The organism is Bacillus nitratireducens, from assembly GCF_036320425.1.
Lineage (GTDB): Bacteria > Bacillota > Bacilli > Bacillales > Bacillaceae_G > Bacillus_A > Bacillus_A nitratireducens.
The window spans coordinates 470,140-488,428 of the sequence record NZ_JAUMJO010000005.1; the positions used below are offsets into that span (position 1 = coordinate 470,140).

The following is an 18,289-nucleotide window of genomic DNA, read 5'->3' on the forward strand; positions in this document are numbered from 1 at the left end:
GAAGGATATGTTTAGAAAAGTTGATCATAAAAATATGAGAAGAGCAAATCACGGGTGGTTAAATACACATTTTCATTTTTCTTTTGCAAATTATTATAATCCAAACAATATGAATTTTGGAGCAGTACGTGTTATGAATGATGATTTAATAGCGGCACAAACTGGTTTTGATATGCATCCGCACCGTGATATGGAGATTATCTCTTACGTTATAGATGGTGAATTAACACATGAAGATAGTATGGGGAACCGAGGGACAATTGAGCGTGGGCATGTTCAATATATGAGTGCAGGTACTGGTGTATTTCACAGTGAGCATAACTTAGGAAATGAAACATTGCGTTTATTACAAATTTGGATTTTACCGGACCGTGATGGTCATAAACCGAACTATGGTGAGTTTAAATTTGATTGGAGTAAACGTGAAAATGAGTGGTTCCATATGGTATCTCCTTCTGATGGAGATGCGCCAATTCATATTCACCAAGATGCAAATTTATATTCTTTATCATTAGAGGCTGGTAAAGAAATTCAGTTTCCTGTTCAAGAAGGACGTCAATTATATCTTGTACAAATTGAAGGTAGCAGTGTTGTGAATGGTGAAACACTCGTAACGCGTGATGCAGCGGAGGCTGTAGAAGAAGATATTCGCATTCAAGCGAAAGAAAACTCTCATTACTTAGCGATTGAAATGAAAATGGAATAAAGTGAAATTTTAATCCATGGTGGTTTTAAGTATGTGAATAGCGAGATGAAAAGTTATAGGAAAGAGGATATCGGAAACGATATCCTTTTTTGTGTGAGTTAAATTAACAGAAAAAACTTTCTCAATTTTTGGAAGCAGGTATCAGGGAGGTTATTCAGAATTTTATAAAAGTGTTAAAAACTTTTAGGGGAATGGGGAGTGTTAGATTGAAAAAGCAAGTAATTTCATCAGCATTAGCATTAACTGTTATCGCAAGTGGGTTTGGGGCATTTGGAGCAACTACGACGAAAGCAGAAGAGCAAAAAATCCAGTATCACCAAGAGTTTAAAACGCCAGCTTACATAGGTGAAGAATGGAAAGCGCCGGAAGGACTAGATAAAAAAGAGACAGTCTTTCAATATTTAGAGAGTAAAAAGGATATGTTTAAACTAGCGGGAAATATTGACAAACATTTCAATATCGTTGGTGAAGAAAAAGATGCTGAGTCTGGTACAACACATGTGAAGTTAGTTGAGAAGCATAATAACATTCCTGTGTATGGTTCAGATCAAACGGTTACGCTTGATAAAGAGAATAATGTAAAAGCATTTTTCGGACAAGTTATTCCGAGTTTAGATGATAAAAATATTCCTGCATCTGCAAGTATTAGTGCAGAACAAGCAGAAACGATTGCAAAAGCTAATATTGAGAAAGAAATTGGTAAGGTAAAGAATTATGATGGTGTGAAAAAAGATTTATATGTGTATGAAAAAGATGGTCAATACTATCTTGCATATCTTGTAAAAGCATCGGTTTCAAAACCAGCTCCAGGATATTGGCATTACTTTGTTGATGCAACAAATGGAAATGTTATTGAGAAATATAATGCTGTAGATAACATTACTGGATTTGGTTACGGAGTATTAGGTGCTAGACAATCATTTGAAATTGCTCAAGATACGAAAACAGGAGCGTTCAACTTATTTGATGGTACACGAGGACAAGGTGTCCATACATTTGATGCAGAGAATATGAACGAAGACTGGTTTAATTTATTCTCACAAATTCTTGGATATACAGGAGAAGAAATTGGAAGTAAATCTAAGTTCTTCGAAGATAAAGCGGCAGTTGATGCGCATGTGAATGCAGGAAAAGTATATGATTATTATAAAAAGACATTTAACCGTAACTCTTTCGATGATAAAGGTGCAAAACTTATTTCTGCTGTTCACGTAGGTGAATCTTGGAATAACGCAGCGTGGAACGGTGTACAAATGATGTATGGTGATGGAGATGGTAAGACATTTATTCCATTATCAGCTGGCCTAGACGTTATTGGCCACGAATTAACGCATGCTGTAACTGAACATACAGCAAACCTTGTATATAAAAATGAATCAGGAGCGTTAAATGAATCGTTATCTGATATTATGGGCGTCATGGTTGAGAAGAAGAGCTGGGATTTAGGTGCTGATATTTATACACCTGGTAAACCTGGAGATGCACTTCGTTCTCTAAAGGATCCAGCATCTATTCCAAACCCATTAAAACCAGGTGAAGGTTACCCAGATCACTATAATAAACGTTATACTGGAACAGCTGATAATGGCGGCGTTCATATTAACAGTAGTATTAACAATAAGGCGGCGTATTTAGTGTCTGAGGGCGGCACGCATTACAATGTGAAAGTAACTGGAGTGGGCCGTGAAGCGACAGAAAAAATTTACTATCGTGCTCTTACAAAATATTTAACTGCAAACTCTGACTTTAAAATGATGCGCCAAGCTGCACTTCAATCAGCAGAGGATTTATACGGTAAAAACTCTAAAGCTGTACAAGCTGTAACGAAAGCTTATGATGCTGTAGGAGTAAAATAATAAGAGAAAAAGACCTGACTGGATTGTCAGGTCTTTTCTTTATTTAGTCACGAATACCTAATGCGATTTTCGCCATACGTGACATACGTTCTTTTGTCCAGGGCGGATTCCATACAACGTTTACTTCTATTTCATTTACTTCAGGTACGTTCGTTGATAATACTTTTTTAACGTCTGATACGATTTGGCCAGCCATTGGACAACCGATAGAAGTCATCGTCATTGTAATGACAGCATTATTATTTTCATCTGCTGTAACGTCATAAACTAATCCAAGATTGATAATATCAACACCTAGTTCAGGGTCAATAACAGCTTCTAAGTTGGCATATAACTTTTCTTCAAAGGCTTGTTGTGACATGCGTAGCACCCCCTAAATATTAATGATATCGTTTCTCATTATAACGGATATGCGGGATAAGTGCAGTAAATAACCCCTTAAAGCTGAAAGTTGTAAATGACAAAAGGGGGTTAAAAAAGTAATCCCTCTTTATTTTAAAGGTTATTAATCTATTCAATGAAAATTATAGCGGATAATGGAAAAGGGCAGATGAGTATAAGTGAATGATATATAAATGTATACATTTATATATCAAAAGTTCTTAAATAAAAATAAGAAATCCTATTGTAATTCGAAATAACATCATGTATACTTCTAATTAGTTGATAACGATTATCACTATCAACTGAAACATTACTCTTCGTTATGTTGGTCATACCCCTTTTTGACGACGTAAGTCAGAGACGAATGTTGAAATATCTTGTGTCCTATTCTACAGAATTATGGTAATCTCCAACCTCAACTTATATGCGTAAGCATGCAAAAAAAGGATCCTATCCGTGAAGGGATCCTTTTTTGCATGTTGTCGCAATTAATGTATATAGCCCGGGTATACGTTCTTCAATTCCTTCCGGTGAAGTAGAAGGGAAGACCCACCTTTGATGAGATCCGTGTTCTTCAATTAATTTTTCAATCTTGAAATTTGCTTCTGCCATTGCTGTAATAACTTCTCCTAGTGTCCAGCGCCTAATTTTTGTTCTCGGTACAGCAGCTTTCTGCGATTCCGTAAGGAGGATACTATAAGCTACGTCATCTTCAATAAGTTCTTCATCGAAATAATTTTCATTTGCTCGAAATGATGGATGATCTACTCCTAATAATTTTGTATAAACGGGATGGTAATCACGCAGTATAAATGTCCCATCTTGTTTTAGTAAGTGGGAGATTATATGAAAGAGTGGCTCTAAGTCTAAAAAGTAATGGAGCACGCCAAGTTCCAGTAACACGATATCAAATGACTGAGATAGATTTAGATCTAGTACATCGGAAACGATATACTGAATAGAGACGCCAGCAGCCTCGGCTAGTTCGGTTGCATATTTTTCGTTACTTGCTGAAATATCTACAACTGTTACATCGGCTCCTAAAAGAGCAAGAGCAACTGCTTTGTTACCTTTTGATCCGAGTAAATTAATAATACGCTTTCCTTTTGGAGATTGTATGTAAGGTAAATAGTAGGAGACTTCATGAACAGGATCTTGCATGAGTTTTTTTGCATATTCTGTCGGTGTGCCGTGACGATTCGTCCAAGCTTCATAAGCAGCTGCATTCCAGCTTTTTTCATTAATCGTGCTTAGTTGTTTTTGATTCAATTTTATCACTCCTTTTGTGAACATATAGTTATTCGGTGAATGAGTGGGGTTTCCTGTTCTTTTTTGAATTAAAGTTTGATTTTTCTGTTGTTAAGTCGTAAAATACGTTTTATACATAAAAGCGTTGAAAAGGAAAAGTAGAATGGAACCATTCTTTCCAGAGAGCTTCGGTAGCTGAGAAGAAGCAAGAATATTCATTTGAACAATGGCCTTTGAGCTTCGTTCTGAACTTATCAAATGATAATAGTAGGCGGCGACGAGAGTTGGTACTCGTTATCAAAACCACAGTATACGAGCATGAATTGCTCCGTACTTGTTAAGGTTAGTTATGCGAATGACTGACGAAATAAGGTGGTACCGCGACTGTTTATACAGCCCCGCCCTTATCTTTTTTAAGATAAGGGCGGGGCTTTTTATATTTTAAAGGAGGAATATAAGATGAGTATTTTTATTGGAGGCGCTTGGCCGTATGCAAATGGTTCGTTACACCTTGGACACATTGCTAGTTTGTTACCAGGAGATATTTTAGCACGTTATTATAGGGCGAAAGGTGAGCATGTGTTGTATGTTTCAGGAAGTGATTGTAATGGAACACCGATTACAATTAGAGCAAAACAAGAAGGTGTGACGGTGAAAGAAGTTGCTGATAAGTATCACGAAGAGTTTGAGCGATGTTTTCGTAGCCTTGGTTTTACTTATGATTGCTATACACGTACAGATAGTGAGCACCATCATGAAACTGTTCAAAAAGTCTTTTTGCGTTTATTAGAAGAAGGCTATATTTATAAAAAAGTAGTTGAACAAGCTTATTGCGAAACGTGTACGCAATTTTTACCAGATCGTTATGTAGAAGGCCTTTGTCCACATTGTCATGAGGCAGCAAGAGGAGATCAATGCGATGCTTGTTCTGCCATCTTAGATCCACTCGATTTGTTAGAAAAGAAGTGTAAGTTATGTGGTAGTACGCCATCAGTACAGGAAACAGAGCACTTCTATTTTGCATTGCATAAATTTCAGCAGCAAATTAAAGCGGCTGTAGAAATTGCAAAGCAGAAAGGAACATGGCGCGACAATGCAATTCAATTAACAGAGAGATATTTAAAGGAAGGATTACAAGATAGGGCAGTATCACGTGATTTACCAATTGGGGTACCAATTCCGGTGGAAGGATATGAAGATAAGAAAATTTACGTATGGATTGAAGCGGTGACAGGATATTATTCAGCGAGTAAACACTGGGCTGAAGAAACAGAGAAAGCTGATCAAGAGTTTTGGAATAGAGATGCGAAAACATATTATGTACATGGTAAGGATAATATTCCGTTTCACTCCATCATTTGGCCAGCGGTATTACTTGGAATAGGAGAAGAAGCGATCCCGCGTCATATCGTTTCGAATGAGTATTTAACAGTAGAAAAAAGAAAGTTATCGACAAGTAAAAACTGGGCAGTATGGGTACCTGATATATTGGAACGCTATAATCCAGATTCTATTCGTTACTTTTTAACAGTAAATGCACCAGAAAATCGTGATACTGATTTTTCATGGCGTGAATTCATATACAGTCATAATAGTGAATTGTTAGGTGCATATGGGAACTTTGTGAACCGAACATTAAAGTTTATTGAAAAGTATTATGATGGCATTGTGCCGAAGGGAATTATTAATGTAGAGCTGAAGGAGAAGATAGAAGGATTATATAAAAATGTAGGGGAATTGATTGAGCAAGCAAAATTTAAGGTGGCATTAGAGACAATATTTGATGCAGTACGTTTTGCAAATAAATACTTTGATGAAAAGCAGCCTTGGAAACAAAGAGAAGATGCCCCAGTTTCATGTGAAGAAACGATTTATAATTGTGTTTATCTTATCGCTAATTTTGCAAATCTCCTTGAACCGTTTTTACCATTTTCAAGTGAGAAAGTTAGAAACATATTGTCGATTGTTAAACAAAATTGGGAACCTCAAAATACGTTGCCCAATAGAATTGATAGCGTGCAGCCATTATTTGAACGAATTGATGTAAAACAAATTGAGCATGAGATAGAGAAGTTATATGGAGCGGTAAAGTGAGATATAGAAAAAAGACCTTTCAAGTAAATGAAAGGTCTTTTTTCTATGCACTATGCACACGATTATGTTTTTTTTCTTTCCTAGCAGTAAGTAGTTGTGGTGTGAAAATACCGAGTAATATAAATACAATCCCAATCCACTGCATGAGCGATACAACTTCATGAACAAGTGTAATAGAAGCGATAATTGCTGTTGGTAATTCAGCTGCACCTAATATTGTCCCAAGCCCCGTTCCGACTTTCGGTACACCAATTGAAAAACAAATGACAGGTACAATAACTCCAAACAGTCCAAGGAAGAAAGCATATTTCCATAGGCCTGCTTGTAAAGCGCCGTCCGTTAAAAAGGTAGGCGGGAAAAATAAACATACAATAAGAGTAGCACTCGTTGTCATAAGAAAGCTTTTCGTATAAGGCGGAACATCTGTAGCGACGCGCCCGCTTGCAAATACATAGAATGAGAAAGAGACGGCAGCTAATAGCCCGAAGATAATACCTTTCGTCGAAAAGTTTTGTCCAAGTCCTTCAAATACTCCACCAGCAAACAATGTACCAGTAAACAAAATAATAATAGATATAACTTTTTCACGGCTTGGGAATGTTCGGTTGGCAATTGCTTCGATGACTACACCAATCCAAGTGAACTGAAAGAGTAAAACGACAGCGATAGAGGCTGGCAGTTCTTCTACCGAAATAGCATAGAAAATACCTGTCATACTCATTGTGGTGCCGACTGTTAGTAACGAAAAGAATTGTTTTTTTGATACTTTATGACGTGAAAAGAAAAGGACAAGTAAAAGTAGGCCAATCCATCCGAAGACATATTGTCCTCCTAGTAGTTGGTGTGCTGAAAATCCATCGATGAATCCAAGCTTAAAAATAGTTGAAAGTACGCCGTAGCTACAAGCGCCGAATAAAACTAATAATGAATACTTAAATTTTTCCATGGGAAAACCTCCTTATATAAAGTGAAACTTTAATCAGTGGAGGGTGTTCATCCCTCACTGATTATTAGCCCGCACCAATCGGGATAAATAAAAAACGCCCGTTATCCTAATAAGGACAACGGGCGAACGAAACAGAGTAAGAGACTCTACAAAATTCCGCCACTCATACGAAGTATGAGTTTGGGGTATGAAATTATAGTAGTAGTTTACATTGCTTTTGGAAAGACAATTGAGCATTTTACACCTTGAGGTGTGTTTTGTATTCCATAAGGAAACTGATGTTTATCTAGTATTTGTTTTACAATATATAATCCAAGACCGCTACCTTGTACTAAACCATTGTTTCCAGGATTAGCGCGATAGAAAGGCTCAAATAGATGAGCGAGTTTGTCCTCATCTATTTGTGAACCTGTATTTAAAACCTCTAATGCGTAACCGTTCGGTTTTTCATAAAGCTTTATATATACATACTGATGATCGATTGTATAGTGAATTGCATTTGAAATAATATTAAAAATAGCAGTTTGAATAAATTTAGGATCAGCTAAAATTGTTACATCTTGTTTAATGTTAGATTGAACAGTTAATTGCTTTACAGATATAAAATAATCTACTTTCCTCATAACGTCCTCAATGATGTTAGATAGTGAAATAACTTCTAAATTCGGTTTGAATTGAGGATTTTGCATTTTGGATAATTCTGACATCTTTTCCATTAGTGCGTTAATATCTTGCATCATCTCATAGGATCGTTTTAGATATTTGTCTCTATCTTGGTATGCACCGATTCCGTGAATCATGCCATCTAGTTGTCCCATAACGGCTGCGATAGGTGTTTTTAATTCATGGGATACCATAGACATAAATTCTTTACGAGATTGTTCTAATTGTTGTTCTTTCTTGAGCTCATTTCGTAAATCTTTATTTGTTTCGTGTAGATTCCTCACAATAGTTGGGACTTGTGAAGCCGCTACTTGTAAATTGAAATCTGTTTGATCTGTATTTTTGTTAGGTGATTGTTTATCTGAACAGTCCAGATTTATAATATCTTTTAAAGTATCACTTATATATTGAAAAGGTTTGGCAATTAGTTTGGCATAAATTAAAGAACCGAGCAGAGATAATGCAAGCATTGTTACACCAATATTTGGAGCTAAGTGTTGCAAGGCATCTGCTAAACTTGGACTATCATGTGTTTCATTTGTTTTCTTTTCTGCATTTTGTGTATGTAAGGAAGCAGTGTTAGCGGCCGTTTGTTCCGCTTTAGTATGTGATTCAGTTTTGTTGCTTTCCCCCGAAAGATTTTCTGCATTTTCTTTTGCAGTTGCAGTTTGGCTAGGTTGCAAAAGATGATTAATAGCTGTAGAGAGTGTTTTGAAATCTATAATAGATGACTGGAAATTTGAGATGCTACCCTCTGAAACAACTTTATTTTCTTCTCTATTATTTTGTTCATGATTCGTAACTGAATCCGCATGTTCCACAGTTTGAGTTTCAGGGTTTTGCGCATAACGCTCTTTATCATAGTCTAAAGCTAGAAAATAAATAATTTGATACAGGCAAAGTGATAAAAGAACACAAAACAATAAGGTTTTGATGAAAATATTTTTGGTGATGTTATCCTTGCTATGCTTCGATTTTGTAGCCAATGCCTTTCACCGTTTTAATATAAGGGATCCCCAATTTTTTTCTTAAATTTTTAATATGTGTATCTATAACTCTTACATCACCATAATGTTCATAGCCCCATACCTTATTTAACAAATCACTTCTTGATAATACTTTTCCTCGATTTTGTAACAAAGTATATATAATCTCAAATTCTTTAGTTGTTAGTTCAATTTGATTGCCATGAACATAAGCCGCATATGCTGTAGAATTTAACATCAATTCATGGAATTGTAGTATAGTTGCAGTTTCGGTTTCCTTCGTTGTTGTTCTTCTTAATACAGCTTCTACACGTTTAATAAATACCGTGTAATGGAACGGTTTCGTAATATAGTCATCAACGCCCAACTCAAACCCTTTAATTTCACTTTCTTCATTATGTAAGCCTGTTAACATAATGATTGGTACATCAGACTGTCCTCGCATAATTTTACAAATACTATAACCATCTATATCTGGTAACATTACATCAAGGAGGACAAGGTCGTATGAATTTTTTTGGAAAAGAAGAATTCCTTCCGTTCCAGCGCCAACCACATCAACGGTAAAATTTTGGGCAGTTAAAAATTCACGAATAAGTTCTTGTATATCTGGGTTGTCTTCAATCACCAGTATATGCGTCATAGTAACACCTCCTAAATAACGCTTTTTACTGCAATATTCGAATTCTTCATTTTTGGATGACTCAGGTTATATATATAATAAGCCCCTGCTATAAAGTAATCATAAAAGTAGCAAGGGGAATTGTTTATTGGAACTGAATATTTCAGAATCACAGTAGTTCTATTATAGTGTGCAATGTAACAGTTATAAAATATTATAACTGTTTAATTTTAATATCCATGTGTATCGATGTTTCGATGCTATTTAGTGCAGTCTACTTTCATTATATATGCAAGTATAGTTGTTTCGCTACTGTAAATGAATAAATAAAATAAGCCAAGATATAAAATTCTTGGCTACATGTAAATCTGGTTCATATGTTATTTTACAGTGACAGTGGCACGATCGTGGATACGTTCAAATAACCAATGTATATCATTGTTATACATGCGAATACAGCCAAGTGTTGTAGCTTTACCAATCGCTTGATTATTGTTAGTGCCGTGAATTGCATACGTTGTTCCGTATGTTCCTGCCATATTTAATCCGAGCCAACGATCACCGAGTGGATTACGTGGATCGCCGCCTTTAACATGTCCTTTATAATAAGGACGGTTTTTAATTTTGTTTACCACTTGAAAAGTACCTTTTGGTGTAGGCGTTGCAACTTTGCCAGTAGCGACAGAGAAGCTTTTTATAAACTTTCCATTTTGATAGAAATCCATTTTATTTAATTTCGTGTCAACGATAAGCTGTTCGTTAGTTGAAGCTGCTTCTGCAGACATATATGGAACAGTTAAAAAACCTAACGATAACATCATAGTTACTAGTAATTTTTTCATTATATTCTCCTTTTACTATTTTAGTAGTGTTATATACAACGAATTTGTAATCCGCGTAATGCTTGATGTACGTTTTCATTTAGTGATTCAAAAAAATTGGCGATTTTTGCATTATATTTGTTATTTTTATCAATAAGTAATCTTTCATTTAGTAGAAGCTCGCCGTATAGCCCAAAGCTCTGTACTTGAATGTTCATTTCATCTTCTGTTTCAGAAATGATAGGTAAGAAATAATGAAAGGCTTTAGTTGGAATGATATAACTTTTTCCAATCATGCTTTCGTGATTAGAATTAATCCATTTTTTCGTGACAATCTTAATATTCTTTTTAGAAATGATAAAGGATAGCGTTGTAGATTTTGTTAAACTTACGTCAAATTCATTTGTTTCACATATGTGTAAGTTAAAAATCGTTTCATTTGGATGAGATTCAATATTGGTATTAATAAAATCGTGCATTTTATAAGCTTCCATTCCTATTCTCCCTTTTTTCATTTTCAGAAAGCGATTTATATTTATTCAATTTAATGTTTAGGTAATATAGTAGTAAAAGTATTCAACAAATTCCGATATAATCTTACAATACGTATATGAAGCTAATATGAAGTTAGTATGAGTTTGTTATGGTTTTTTATAGAGAACAAAATGAGGTGATTTCCGAGGGTTAAAAACTGGATAAATTTTGTATATTAATGTCCCTATCCAGTGTAATAGATAGGTGTCATCTCGTTTTAAAGCGATAATTTATATAATTAAATAAAGAACAGAAAACGTTAGTGTGAGCCTTACAAAAATGTAATAAAAATGTAAGCTATTGCGATAGTTATTTCGACAATTTTTTTATACAATATATAGTAAGAAGTTGTACGTGATTGAAAGGAGAGATGACATGGAATGGGTTCATGAATTATTTCAGCAATACGGGTATTATGTAGTGCTTGTAGGCTTGCTGTTAGAATATATTGCGCTTCCGTTTCCGGGAGAGCCAACATTAGCATATGCGGGATTTTTAGCACAGAAGGGTGATCTAAGCTTACCTATTTTAATTATCCTATCCTTTATTGGGACAAGTGTAGGAATGACGATTCAATACTTTTTAGGGAATAAGCTTGGTATGCCTTTTGTTCAAAAGTATGGGAAGTATGTATTTTTAACACAAAGAAAAATTGATTTAACGAGAATGTGGTTTGATAAATACGGATATTTCCTTATCTTTATCGGTTTCTTCATTCCTGGAGTACGTCATTTTACAGGATACTTTGCAGGTATCATTAACTTACCGTTTCGCCGTTTTGCGATTACAATTTATTCAGGTGCTTTATTCTGGGTATCATTCTTCTTAATCGGTGGCTACTGGTTAGGTGGTAACTTACATGATATTTTCGGATTATTGGAAGATCATATCGGCAAAATTATTTTCGGAGCTATTGTCATTGTAGCAATTACGTTAAGTGTTCGTTTCCGCAAGCAACTAAAACGAGTATTTTTACAAAACGCAAGTTAATATGGAATCCATTCTATGTCAGATTTTAGAAAAGGCAGTGCTTTAGGGCACTGCCTTTTTTATTTTCCAGTTTGTTTTTATTTTTCCTTCGATACCGTAACCGGTCACTACTATATAATATGTTCCCGTTTTACTAGGGGAAAGTTCATACGTATCGTCGTTTAGTTCGGAAAGGGGTTCATATTTATTAAATTCACTAGAAAAGTAAGTGCTATAACCTTGATAGGCGCTATTTTCAGTAATAAGGAAGTTTACGTTAACTTCAAGTGTTTCTCCCTTTTTTACATAAACGGGTATTTTATGTGTGCCGTTAAAAAACGAGAATTCCGCTTCGAATGCATTTTTTGTACTGTGCTCAACCCAGTTTTCTTTTTTTGTAAAATCAATAGAGCATATTACGATGAATAAAATAGGAATGATAATAGCGGTCGCATATCGAAACCATTTTGATTTATTTGCTATACATGTACATAAATAAAAGAAAAGTGAACAAATTGCTCCTACAGATCCTATTATGAGAGTTAGGATAATATCTCCCCCATTGTATATATGCAATGGAAGAAAGAATAAGTAACCAGATAGAATATAAAGCAAAACTTTTCTTGGCGTGCTATTATGTTTTGAACTTAATTTGTCAATTACAAGCGAGCATAAAATCGCGTAGAAGAAAAGAAGGTAAAACCAAAAATTATATAAAAATCCAGTTAAGTATGCGGAAGTTTTAAAGAAGTTCATATCACTTCCTATAAAGAAAAATAATAAAAAAGAAAAAAAGAGAGAACAGGCCGCTGAAAGTTTAATAAGAGCATAAGGAAAGACCATTCTTTTATCCATGAGACACCTCAATTATGTAGTTCTTAAAAATTATTATATACGTTATATCTAGTATAATATATATGTATTTTTGACATGTATCTATGTCAAAATGACAATGATAATTGACATTTAACAGGATATTATTTACAATTCTAATTAAATAAAAGAAAAAGAGGTAAAATATGAAGCTTCAAAATCGGGTGAGGGAATTTCGAGCAAAGCATCGTTTATCACAAGGTGAGTTAGGTAAAGCGATTGGCTCATCACGGCAAACCATTAGTTTAATTGAACGTGGGGATTATGCGCCATCTATTGTGTTATCGCTAAAAATCGCACAAATTTTTGGAGCGCCGGTGGAGGAGATATTTATGTTAGTGGAGGGGGAAGATGGAGATGGGGAGTAAGGGGAATGGGAAAATGACGGCTATATTGAAGTTGTTAGTAGGAGCAATTTTTGGTGGGTTTATAGGGTATGTAGTAGGGGATATTGCAACAGCGGGTACTAGCAAAATATCTCCTGTTATTAGCGTCGTGATGGTGAGTGTATTTGGCGTAGCGATTATATATTATATTTGGAAGCGTACAAGAGCGCTCGCACAAACGAAAGATGAAGAAGAAAATGTTAAGGGACGAAGATTAGGGATAGCGCTTATTTATTTTAGAGTAATGGAAATTGTTATTCCATCATGGTTTGTTTGCTCAGTTATCGCTTTTTATAGAACGTATACAAGTGAGGGGAACTTGCTCTTTGTTAGTGTAAGTATTGTGGTATCTACAGTGTGCTTTATTGCTATAACTTGGTTAGGATCTGTAATGAGGAAAAGGTATAACGCTCTATATCCAGAACAGAGTGTTACGTATTCTCAGTCAATGGAAATGTGGGCAAAGAATGCAGATGAAGGGCAAAAGCAAATTGTTCATGAAGCGGGATATAAGGCATATCAATATACAAATATGACACTTGCTTGTGCGTGGTTGGTGGCGATTGCGTATGCAATTTTAGATGGAAAAGACTTCTTTATGGTCATTATGATTTCATTTGTTTGGGTTTTACATGTTGGAACATATATGTACGAAATGCATAGAAAAATGATTTATTAAGGGGAGAAAAACGGTGGACATTTTAAAAAGACCTGCTTTTTCAATGTTCGTTGCCTTCGTTTGCTCCGCTTTATACGGATTCATTCGAATAGAAAAAGTACAGCAAATTATAGAAATATGGGCCTTTTTCGGGATTGCATTGCTTGTGTTAGCTATTCATGAATTAGGGCATGTAATATTCGGTTTGATGGGTGGTTTGAAATTTAAGTTTATGACAGTAGGGCCTATTACTGTTCAAAAAGAAAAGGGAAAAATACGAATTCGAGAAAATAAAATATGGATGTATGTTGGTGGCGTCGCAATGTTAGTACCGCCTTCCACATACACACCGAACCTCTCAAAAAAATGGGCCTGGATGACTTTAAGCGGACCATTAACGAGTTTCGTATTTTGCATTGTATCAGGTTACATATATATGGTGAGTTATTACCACATGCTTTTATACTTTTCAGTGTTACACCTTGCAATCTTTGTCGTCACAGCAATTCCAATAAAGGGAACGCTACTAAGCGATGGCATGCAATTTCTCATTTTAATTAAAGATGATGAAAAGGCTAGAGAGCATTTATACACGATTCAAGTATCGAGTGAGTTATTTAGTTACAAAAGACCAGAAGATTGGGATGAGAGATTAATAGAGCTTAGTGAGGAAAAATTAAAAGAGGATAAAAGTATAAGCGAGATAATGAGTGGACTTATGCTCGTCTTTTATGCCCGAGCTGATCAAGAAGGAATGGAAAAGGCGATAGTGTATTTAGAGAAAATTGTGCAGTTACCTGTGACAAAAGAGAATAAATATTTTGTTGGTAGTTTTCATAGTTGGTATCTTTTATATAGAGTACTGTATCAAAAGGAAGGTCTTTCTCTGCAAGAAGCGAAGAATCATGCAAAGGCCATTACAAGGCTAGACTTACATGGGTATTACCGCGCACAAGGAATTATCAAATATTTAGAGCAAGACATAGAAGCATTCCATATTTATATGAAGAAAGCAGATAAAGAGTTGAAGACCGCTGAGAAGAGTGAATTGGGATATTTACAACTGGAGAGAGAATGGTTTGAGCGGCTGAAGGAGAGGGTATCTTACGATGGGTGAGGTATCCTCTTTTCTATATGTAATCTTCTGCCGTTCCGTAAAAAGCTTGGGGCGAGTAAAATGAGGTAAGAAGAGCAAAGCTTGGAGGAATTCTAGATGGAAATTTTAACGATTATTTTAATAGTCTTGCTCATTTATGCTGTTTTTAAAGTAGCATATGTAGCATTAAAGATACTCGCGATCCTATTAGTTATCTTTTTAATCGTAGAGTTCGGCAGTAAATTACTTGGGGGATAGGGTATGTTGTACGCCTTGAGTGTCGAAGGATGTCGGTAAGTCGATATAATGAAAAAATCGCCGATATAAGTGGAGAAACGATCGATATATTTGAAAAATCGTTGATATATTCCAGTAAGTACCGGATGGGGTATGTGGAAAAGAAGTTGCCGTGGGGGTAACTTCTTTTTATTTTGATGATGGGTATGAACAGGGAAGGATAACAAACAAAAAAGCTGGAAGAATATCTTCCAGCTTAAGAGTTGCTTTCAATTTGTTGACCATTTTCTTCTTCGTGATCTTGTAGTAGGTTGAATACATCTGCTAGGCAGAATGCAATGAACCAAGTCCAAAGACCGTGGAAGAAAGCTGAGCTTAATTGAAGTGGTAATGTATAGTTTGTCATTGAGTAGGAAATGCATCCGCCAACGATTCCGATCATTGTTAATAACATTGTTTTTTGAGCATTTTCTTCTGGATTGAAGAGGAAGTAAATGTATCCACCTAAAATTGAAGCGCTTACAAGGGTTTCGATTCCATTAAAAATGATATTCTCTCCAAGCTGAGTGTTTGTCCAGAAGCAGATTGTTCCGCCGATAATAGCAAACAGGACAGCTATTGTATATCTTATATATTGATTCATATGTTCATCTCCTTATGTAATAAGATGATTTGGAAGTCAAAAAGGTAGGTATAGTATATTGAAGTGAATTTTAGTTGTACGTATCTTTTTATAAAAAGATCATGGAAGAATAACTAAGATGATCGGTTTTTTAAACCGTTACGTGTATGGTGTCTGAAATATACCTGACTGCTCGTTTCTTTTTGCTTGTAAAAATAAGAGAAACTTCCAAGTCTATATACTCTTTTTTTGTGAGTCTGCTTTCATTATAACACATTTAGGGCCACAATAATAGAATTATCTGATTTTGTAATAAGTGTAAAAAATAAAAATCGCAAGGAATTCCCATTAACGGTGCAGTTTAGTGGAAGAAGGATTTTAATTTACTATGATGAAATATGTAATCAAGGTGGGATATAAGAAGGGGACTTAAATACTATAAAAATGTTTTGTAGTATGAATGAAAAGGAGGAGAGCTAACTTGGAGATCACAACAGAAAGATTAATAATTAGACCTTTTAAGGGTACTGATTTACAGGATGTATTTGCTATTTATAATAATGATGATACATGTAAGTTCCTATTACATAATAAGTGGACTCATGAAGACATGCAGAAAAGGTTTAATAAGAAGCTAGCAAACAATGTACTTACTAAAGAATCAATATTAAGTTTGGCAGTTATATATAAGACTAAAGTAGTTGGTGACTTATCCGTATGGTATACAAATATGAAAGACACTGTTGAGATTGGTTATAGTTTTTCAAATGAAGTAGCTGGGATAGGTTTGGCAACAGAAGCAGTAAGTAGTTTGGTATTTAAATTATTTAATGAATGTAATGTACATCGTATACAAGCTAATCTTGATGCACGTAATACAGCTTCACAAAAATTGTGTGAACGAATAGGCATGAGAAAGGAAGCCCATTTCATACAAGATTTTTGGAGTAAAAATGAATGGACAGATAGTATTATATATGGAATGCTATCCTCCGATTTGTAGTAATAAACTTAGTGGTTTTATTATGCTAAAGGGTGCGTTAGTTAAATAACAAAGGGCATAACATATTATATATGGCTAATATGTTATGCCCTTTCATGTATTAACCTTTTTTATATACGTTTGAAACGGCCGACAATTTCAACTGTTTCAGTAATGTTCATAAATGCTTTATTATCCACTTGGCGGATAATACGTTTCATTTCGCCCAACTCGTAGCGAGTTACGACAGTGTAAATCATTTTTTTCTTATGGTTTGTATAGCCGCCGACAGCATCTACCATTGTCACCCCGCGTATGCCGTGATGTAATAGTGAGCTTTTTATTTCCTCACCTTTTTCTGTAATTGTCATTATCGTTAATTTAATATGTTTTGTATGCACGGCATCAATTACTTTGCTGACTACAAACCGACTAATTAACGTATAAAGTGTAATATCCCATCCGAAAATAAATCCTGCTGCAACAAGTAAGATTAAGTTGAATCCAAAGATGATTGCTCCAATTGAAACATCGCGATGTTTCGCTACAATCAATCCAACAACATCAAAACCACCTGTTGAAGAAGCAAATCGGAATATGATTCCTGAGGCAGCACCGCAGATGACACCACCGAATACAGAAGACAGTAAAATATCGTCTGAAACTTGGTGTACTGGGATAATGTTCATCGCTAAAGATGATACAGCCACAAAGTATGCCGTTAAAAAGGTTGTCTTCTTACCTAAGTAAAAGTGACTTAAAATAAGAAGCGGAATGTTTAGTAAAAAGATAAGTGCTCCGATATTGTAGTGCATTAAATAACCGATAATCATCCCTACACCAGCGAATCCACCGCTAATCATATTATGCGGGATAAAAAACATATTCATAGAAATTGCATACAAAATAGAAGCTATAAAAATAACAACTAACTGTATGATAAATTCTAAATGAAATGTTTTAGCTGCTGGGAAGGATAAAAAGGCGGTGTCGGGAACGTAATCGGCGTCTCCTAGTTGACCCATAGTATGTTTCATCTCCATATTCATTTTTGATTACAAGAAGAGAATAAAGCTTTTTTCAAAAACTGGCAATAGTTTTATTATAATGCAAAAATTTTATAAATTTCTAACAAATTAAACCTATTCAAAGATACGTGTGAATATACTAAAGAAAGCGAATACATTGGTTTTCTAGCATAATTTTTTGAGAAAATATGCAAAAAAACTTTTGAGAACAAAAGGAAATAGAGAATGTTTGCTGAATATGCTAAAATGACTTTATTAAGGATGTGAAGCGATGGAATTTTTATTGCAGGATGCAATTCTATATATATCGTTTGTAACGACAGCGCTTTGTGTATTAGAAGTCTTTTTTCTTGCTAATGTTTCTCGCTTTGTACGTCAACAAGCATCGAGCGGTAGACAGAGAGCTTTTAAACTAGTTGATACGTGTGAAGAGGGTATAGGAAATGTACCGCTTTTCTCTATTTTTTATAAATATGGAATGATTCGTTCTGTCCGTAGACAAGAATCGAGCGGAGAGAGTGACGAGGTAGGTCCGTATACACCAATGTTTCGCTAATTAATTACGAAACATTGGAGGA

Annotated in this window: 20 protein-coding genes and 1 other annotated feature; of the genes, 10 read left to right on the forward strand and 10 right to left on the reverse strand. The window is 35.1% G+C overall.

The window, feature by feature from the left end; all coding sequences use genetic code 11:
• Positions 1–7: 7 nt before the first annotated feature.
• Positions 8–706, forward strand: coding sequence for a pirin family protein (locus tag Q3V31_RS21195; RefSeq protein ID WP_329767018.1), 699 nt, complete (start codon positions 8–10; stop codon positions 704–706).
• Between the two features lie 206 nt (positions 707–912).
• Entirely contained in the window at positions 913–2,562 is a 1,650-nt protein-coding gene (locus tag Q3V31_RS21200) for a M4 family metallopeptidase (protein ID WP_044738130.1), read from the forward strand.
• 43 nt (positions 2,563–2,605) lie between these two features.
• Here the strand turns inward: Q3V31_RS21200 and Q3V31_RS21205 are convergent, their stop codons facing one another.
• Positions 2,606–2,923, reverse strand: a complete 318-nt coding sequence (locus tag Q3V31_RS21205; protein WP_000082522.1) for a metal-sulfur cluster assembly factor — start codon at positions 2,921–2,923, stop codon at positions 2,606–2,608.
• A 473-nt stretch (positions 2,924–3,396) separates the two neighbouring features.
• A complete protein-coding gene (locus Q3V31_RS21210; RefSeq protein ID WP_001072237.1) occupies positions 3,397–4,215 on the reverse strand; it encodes a class I SAM-dependent methyltransferase in 819 nt (272 codons plus the stop codon).
• A gap of 115 nt (positions 4,216–4,330) precedes the next feature.
• Positions 4,331–4,603: a binding site (T-box leader), on the forward strand.
• Positions 4,604–4,653: 50 nt separating this feature from the next.
• Here Q3V31_RS21210 and metG point away from each other — a divergent pair.
• Complete coding sequence (metG, locus tag Q3V31_RS21215; RefSeq protein ID WP_098271652.1) at positions 4,654–6,288, forward strand: methionine--tRNA ligase; 1,635 nt, start codon at positions 4,654–4,656, stop codon at positions 6,286–6,288.
• Positions 6,289–6,331: 43 nt separating this feature from the next.
• Here metG and Q3V31_RS21220 read toward each other — a convergent pair whose 3' ends face one another.
• The 5 genes from Q3V31_RS21220 to Q3V31_RS21240 all read right to left on the reverse strand — a co-directional run bounded on the left by Q3V31_RS21220 (position 6,332) and on the right by Q3V31_RS21240 (position 10,820).
• Complete coding sequence (locus Q3V31_RS21220) at positions 6,332–7,234, reverse strand: EamA family transporter (RefSeq protein ID WP_000410493.1); 903 nt, start codon at positions 7,232–7,234, stop codon at positions 6,332–6,334.
• Between the two features lie 206 nt (positions 7,235–7,440).
• The gene (locus tag Q3V31_RS21225; RefSeq protein ID WP_098477761.1) at positions 7,441–8,883 is read right to left on the reverse strand and encodes a sensor histidine kinase; all 1,443 of its coding nucleotides are present in this window, start codon (positions 8,881–8,883) and stop codon (positions 7,441–7,443) included.
• On the reverse strand, positions 8,861–9,526 hold the full coding sequence (locus Q3V31_RS21230) for a response regulator transcription factor (RefSeq protein WP_000148841.1): 666 nt from the start codon (positions 9,524–9,526) through the stop codon (positions 8,861–8,863). The genes Q3V31_RS21225 and Q3V31_RS21230 overlap by 23 nt, the downstream gene beginning before the upstream one ends.
• A 359-nt stretch (positions 9,527–9,885) precedes the next feature.
• Entirely contained in the window at positions 9,886–10,347 is a 462-nt protein-coding gene (locus tag Q3V31_RS21235) for a L,D-transpeptidase (protein ID WP_329767024.1), read from the reverse strand.
• Between the two features lie 29 nt (positions 10,348–10,376).
• On the reverse strand, positions 10,377–10,820 hold the full coding sequence (locus Q3V31_RS21240; protein WP_000388748.1) for a DUF3978 family protein: 444 nt from the start codon (positions 10,818–10,820) through the stop codon (positions 10,377–10,379).
• A 415-nt stretch (positions 10,821–11,235) separates the two neighbouring features.
• Here Q3V31_RS21240 and Q3V31_RS21245 point away from each other — a divergent pair, with 415 nt between their 5' ends.
• Positions 11,236–11,850 (forward strand): DedA family protein, encoded by a 615-nt coding sequence (locus Q3V31_RS21245; RefSeq protein WP_000455363.1) that lies wholly within the window; start codon positions 11,236–11,238, stop codon positions 11,848–11,850.
• Positions 11,851–11,892: 42 nt separating this feature from the next.
• Here the strand turns inward: Q3V31_RS21245 and Q3V31_RS21250 are convergent, their stop codons facing one another.
• On the reverse strand, positions 11,893–12,585 hold the full coding sequence (locus Q3V31_RS21250; protein WP_002077813.1) for a hypothetical protein: 693 nt from the start codon (positions 12,583–12,585) through the stop codon (positions 11,893–11,895).
• Positions 12,586–12,848: 263 nt separating this feature from the next.
• Here Q3V31_RS21250 and Q3V31_RS21255 point away from each other — a divergent pair, with 263 nt between their 5' ends.
• The 4 genes from Q3V31_RS21255 to Q3V31_RS21270 all read left to right on the forward strand — a co-directional run bounded on the left by Q3V31_RS21255 (position 12,849) and on the right by Q3V31_RS21270 (position 15,100).
• The gene (locus Q3V31_RS21255; RefSeq protein WP_000776149.1) at positions 12,849–13,070 is read left to right on the forward strand and encodes a helix-turn-helix transcriptional regulator; all 222 of its coding nucleotides are present in this window, start codon (positions 12,849–12,851) and stop codon (positions 13,068–13,070) included.
• Positions 13,054–13,767 carry a DUF3169 family protein gene (locus tag Q3V31_RS21260; RefSeq protein WP_083583353.1) on the forward strand — a complete coding sequence of 238 codons (714 nt, stop codon included), beginning with the start codon at positions 13,054–13,056 and terminating at the stop codon, positions 13,765–13,767. The genes Q3V31_RS21255 and Q3V31_RS21260 overlap by 17 nt, the downstream gene beginning before the upstream one ends.
• 13 nt (positions 13,768–13,780) lie before the next feature.
• Positions 13,781–14,863 carry a M50 family metallopeptidase gene (locus Q3V31_RS21265; RefSeq protein WP_083583352.1) on the forward strand — a complete coding sequence of 361 codons (1,083 nt, stop codon included), beginning with the start codon at positions 13,781–13,783 and terminating at the stop codon, positions 14,861–14,863.
• 96 nt (positions 14,864–14,959) lie between these two features.
• The gene (locus Q3V31_RS21270) at positions 14,960–15,100 is read left to right on the forward strand and encodes a DUF3985 family protein (protein WP_000404783.1); all 141 of its coding nucleotides are present in this window, start codon (positions 14,960–14,962) and stop codon (positions 15,098–15,100) included.
• Positions 15,101–15,335: 235 nt separating this feature from the next.
• Here Q3V31_RS21270 and Q3V31_RS21275 read toward each other — a convergent pair whose 3' ends face one another.
• Positions 15,336–15,722, reverse strand: coding sequence for a DUF3938 domain-containing protein (locus Q3V31_RS21275; protein ID WP_001077772.1), 387 nt, complete (start codon positions 15,720–15,722; stop codon positions 15,336–15,338).
• Between the two features lie 460 nt (positions 15,723–16,182).
• Here Q3V31_RS21275 and Q3V31_RS21280 point away from each other — a divergent pair, with 460 nt between their 5' ends.
• On the forward strand, positions 16,183–16,704 hold the full coding sequence (locus Q3V31_RS21280) for a GNAT family N-acetyltransferase (protein ID WP_329767031.1): 522 nt from the start codon (positions 16,183–16,185) through the stop codon (positions 16,702–16,704).
• Positions 16,705–16,814: 110 nt separating this feature from the next.
• Here Q3V31_RS21280 and Q3V31_RS21285 read toward each other — a convergent pair whose 3' ends face one another.
• A complete protein-coding gene (locus Q3V31_RS21285) occupies positions 16,815–17,708 on the reverse strand; it encodes a YitT family protein (protein ID WP_000530031.1) in 894 nt (297 codons plus the stop codon).
• Positions 17,709–17,982: 274 nt separating this feature from the next.
• Between Q3V31_RS21285 and Q3V31_RS21290 the strand changes: the two genes are divergently transcribed.
• A complete protein-coding gene (locus Q3V31_RS21290; RefSeq protein ID WP_000394940.1) occupies positions 17,983–18,267 on the forward strand; it encodes a hypothetical protein in 285 nt (94 codons plus the stop codon).
• The last annotated feature ends 22 nt before the right edge of the window (positions 18,268–18,289 follow it).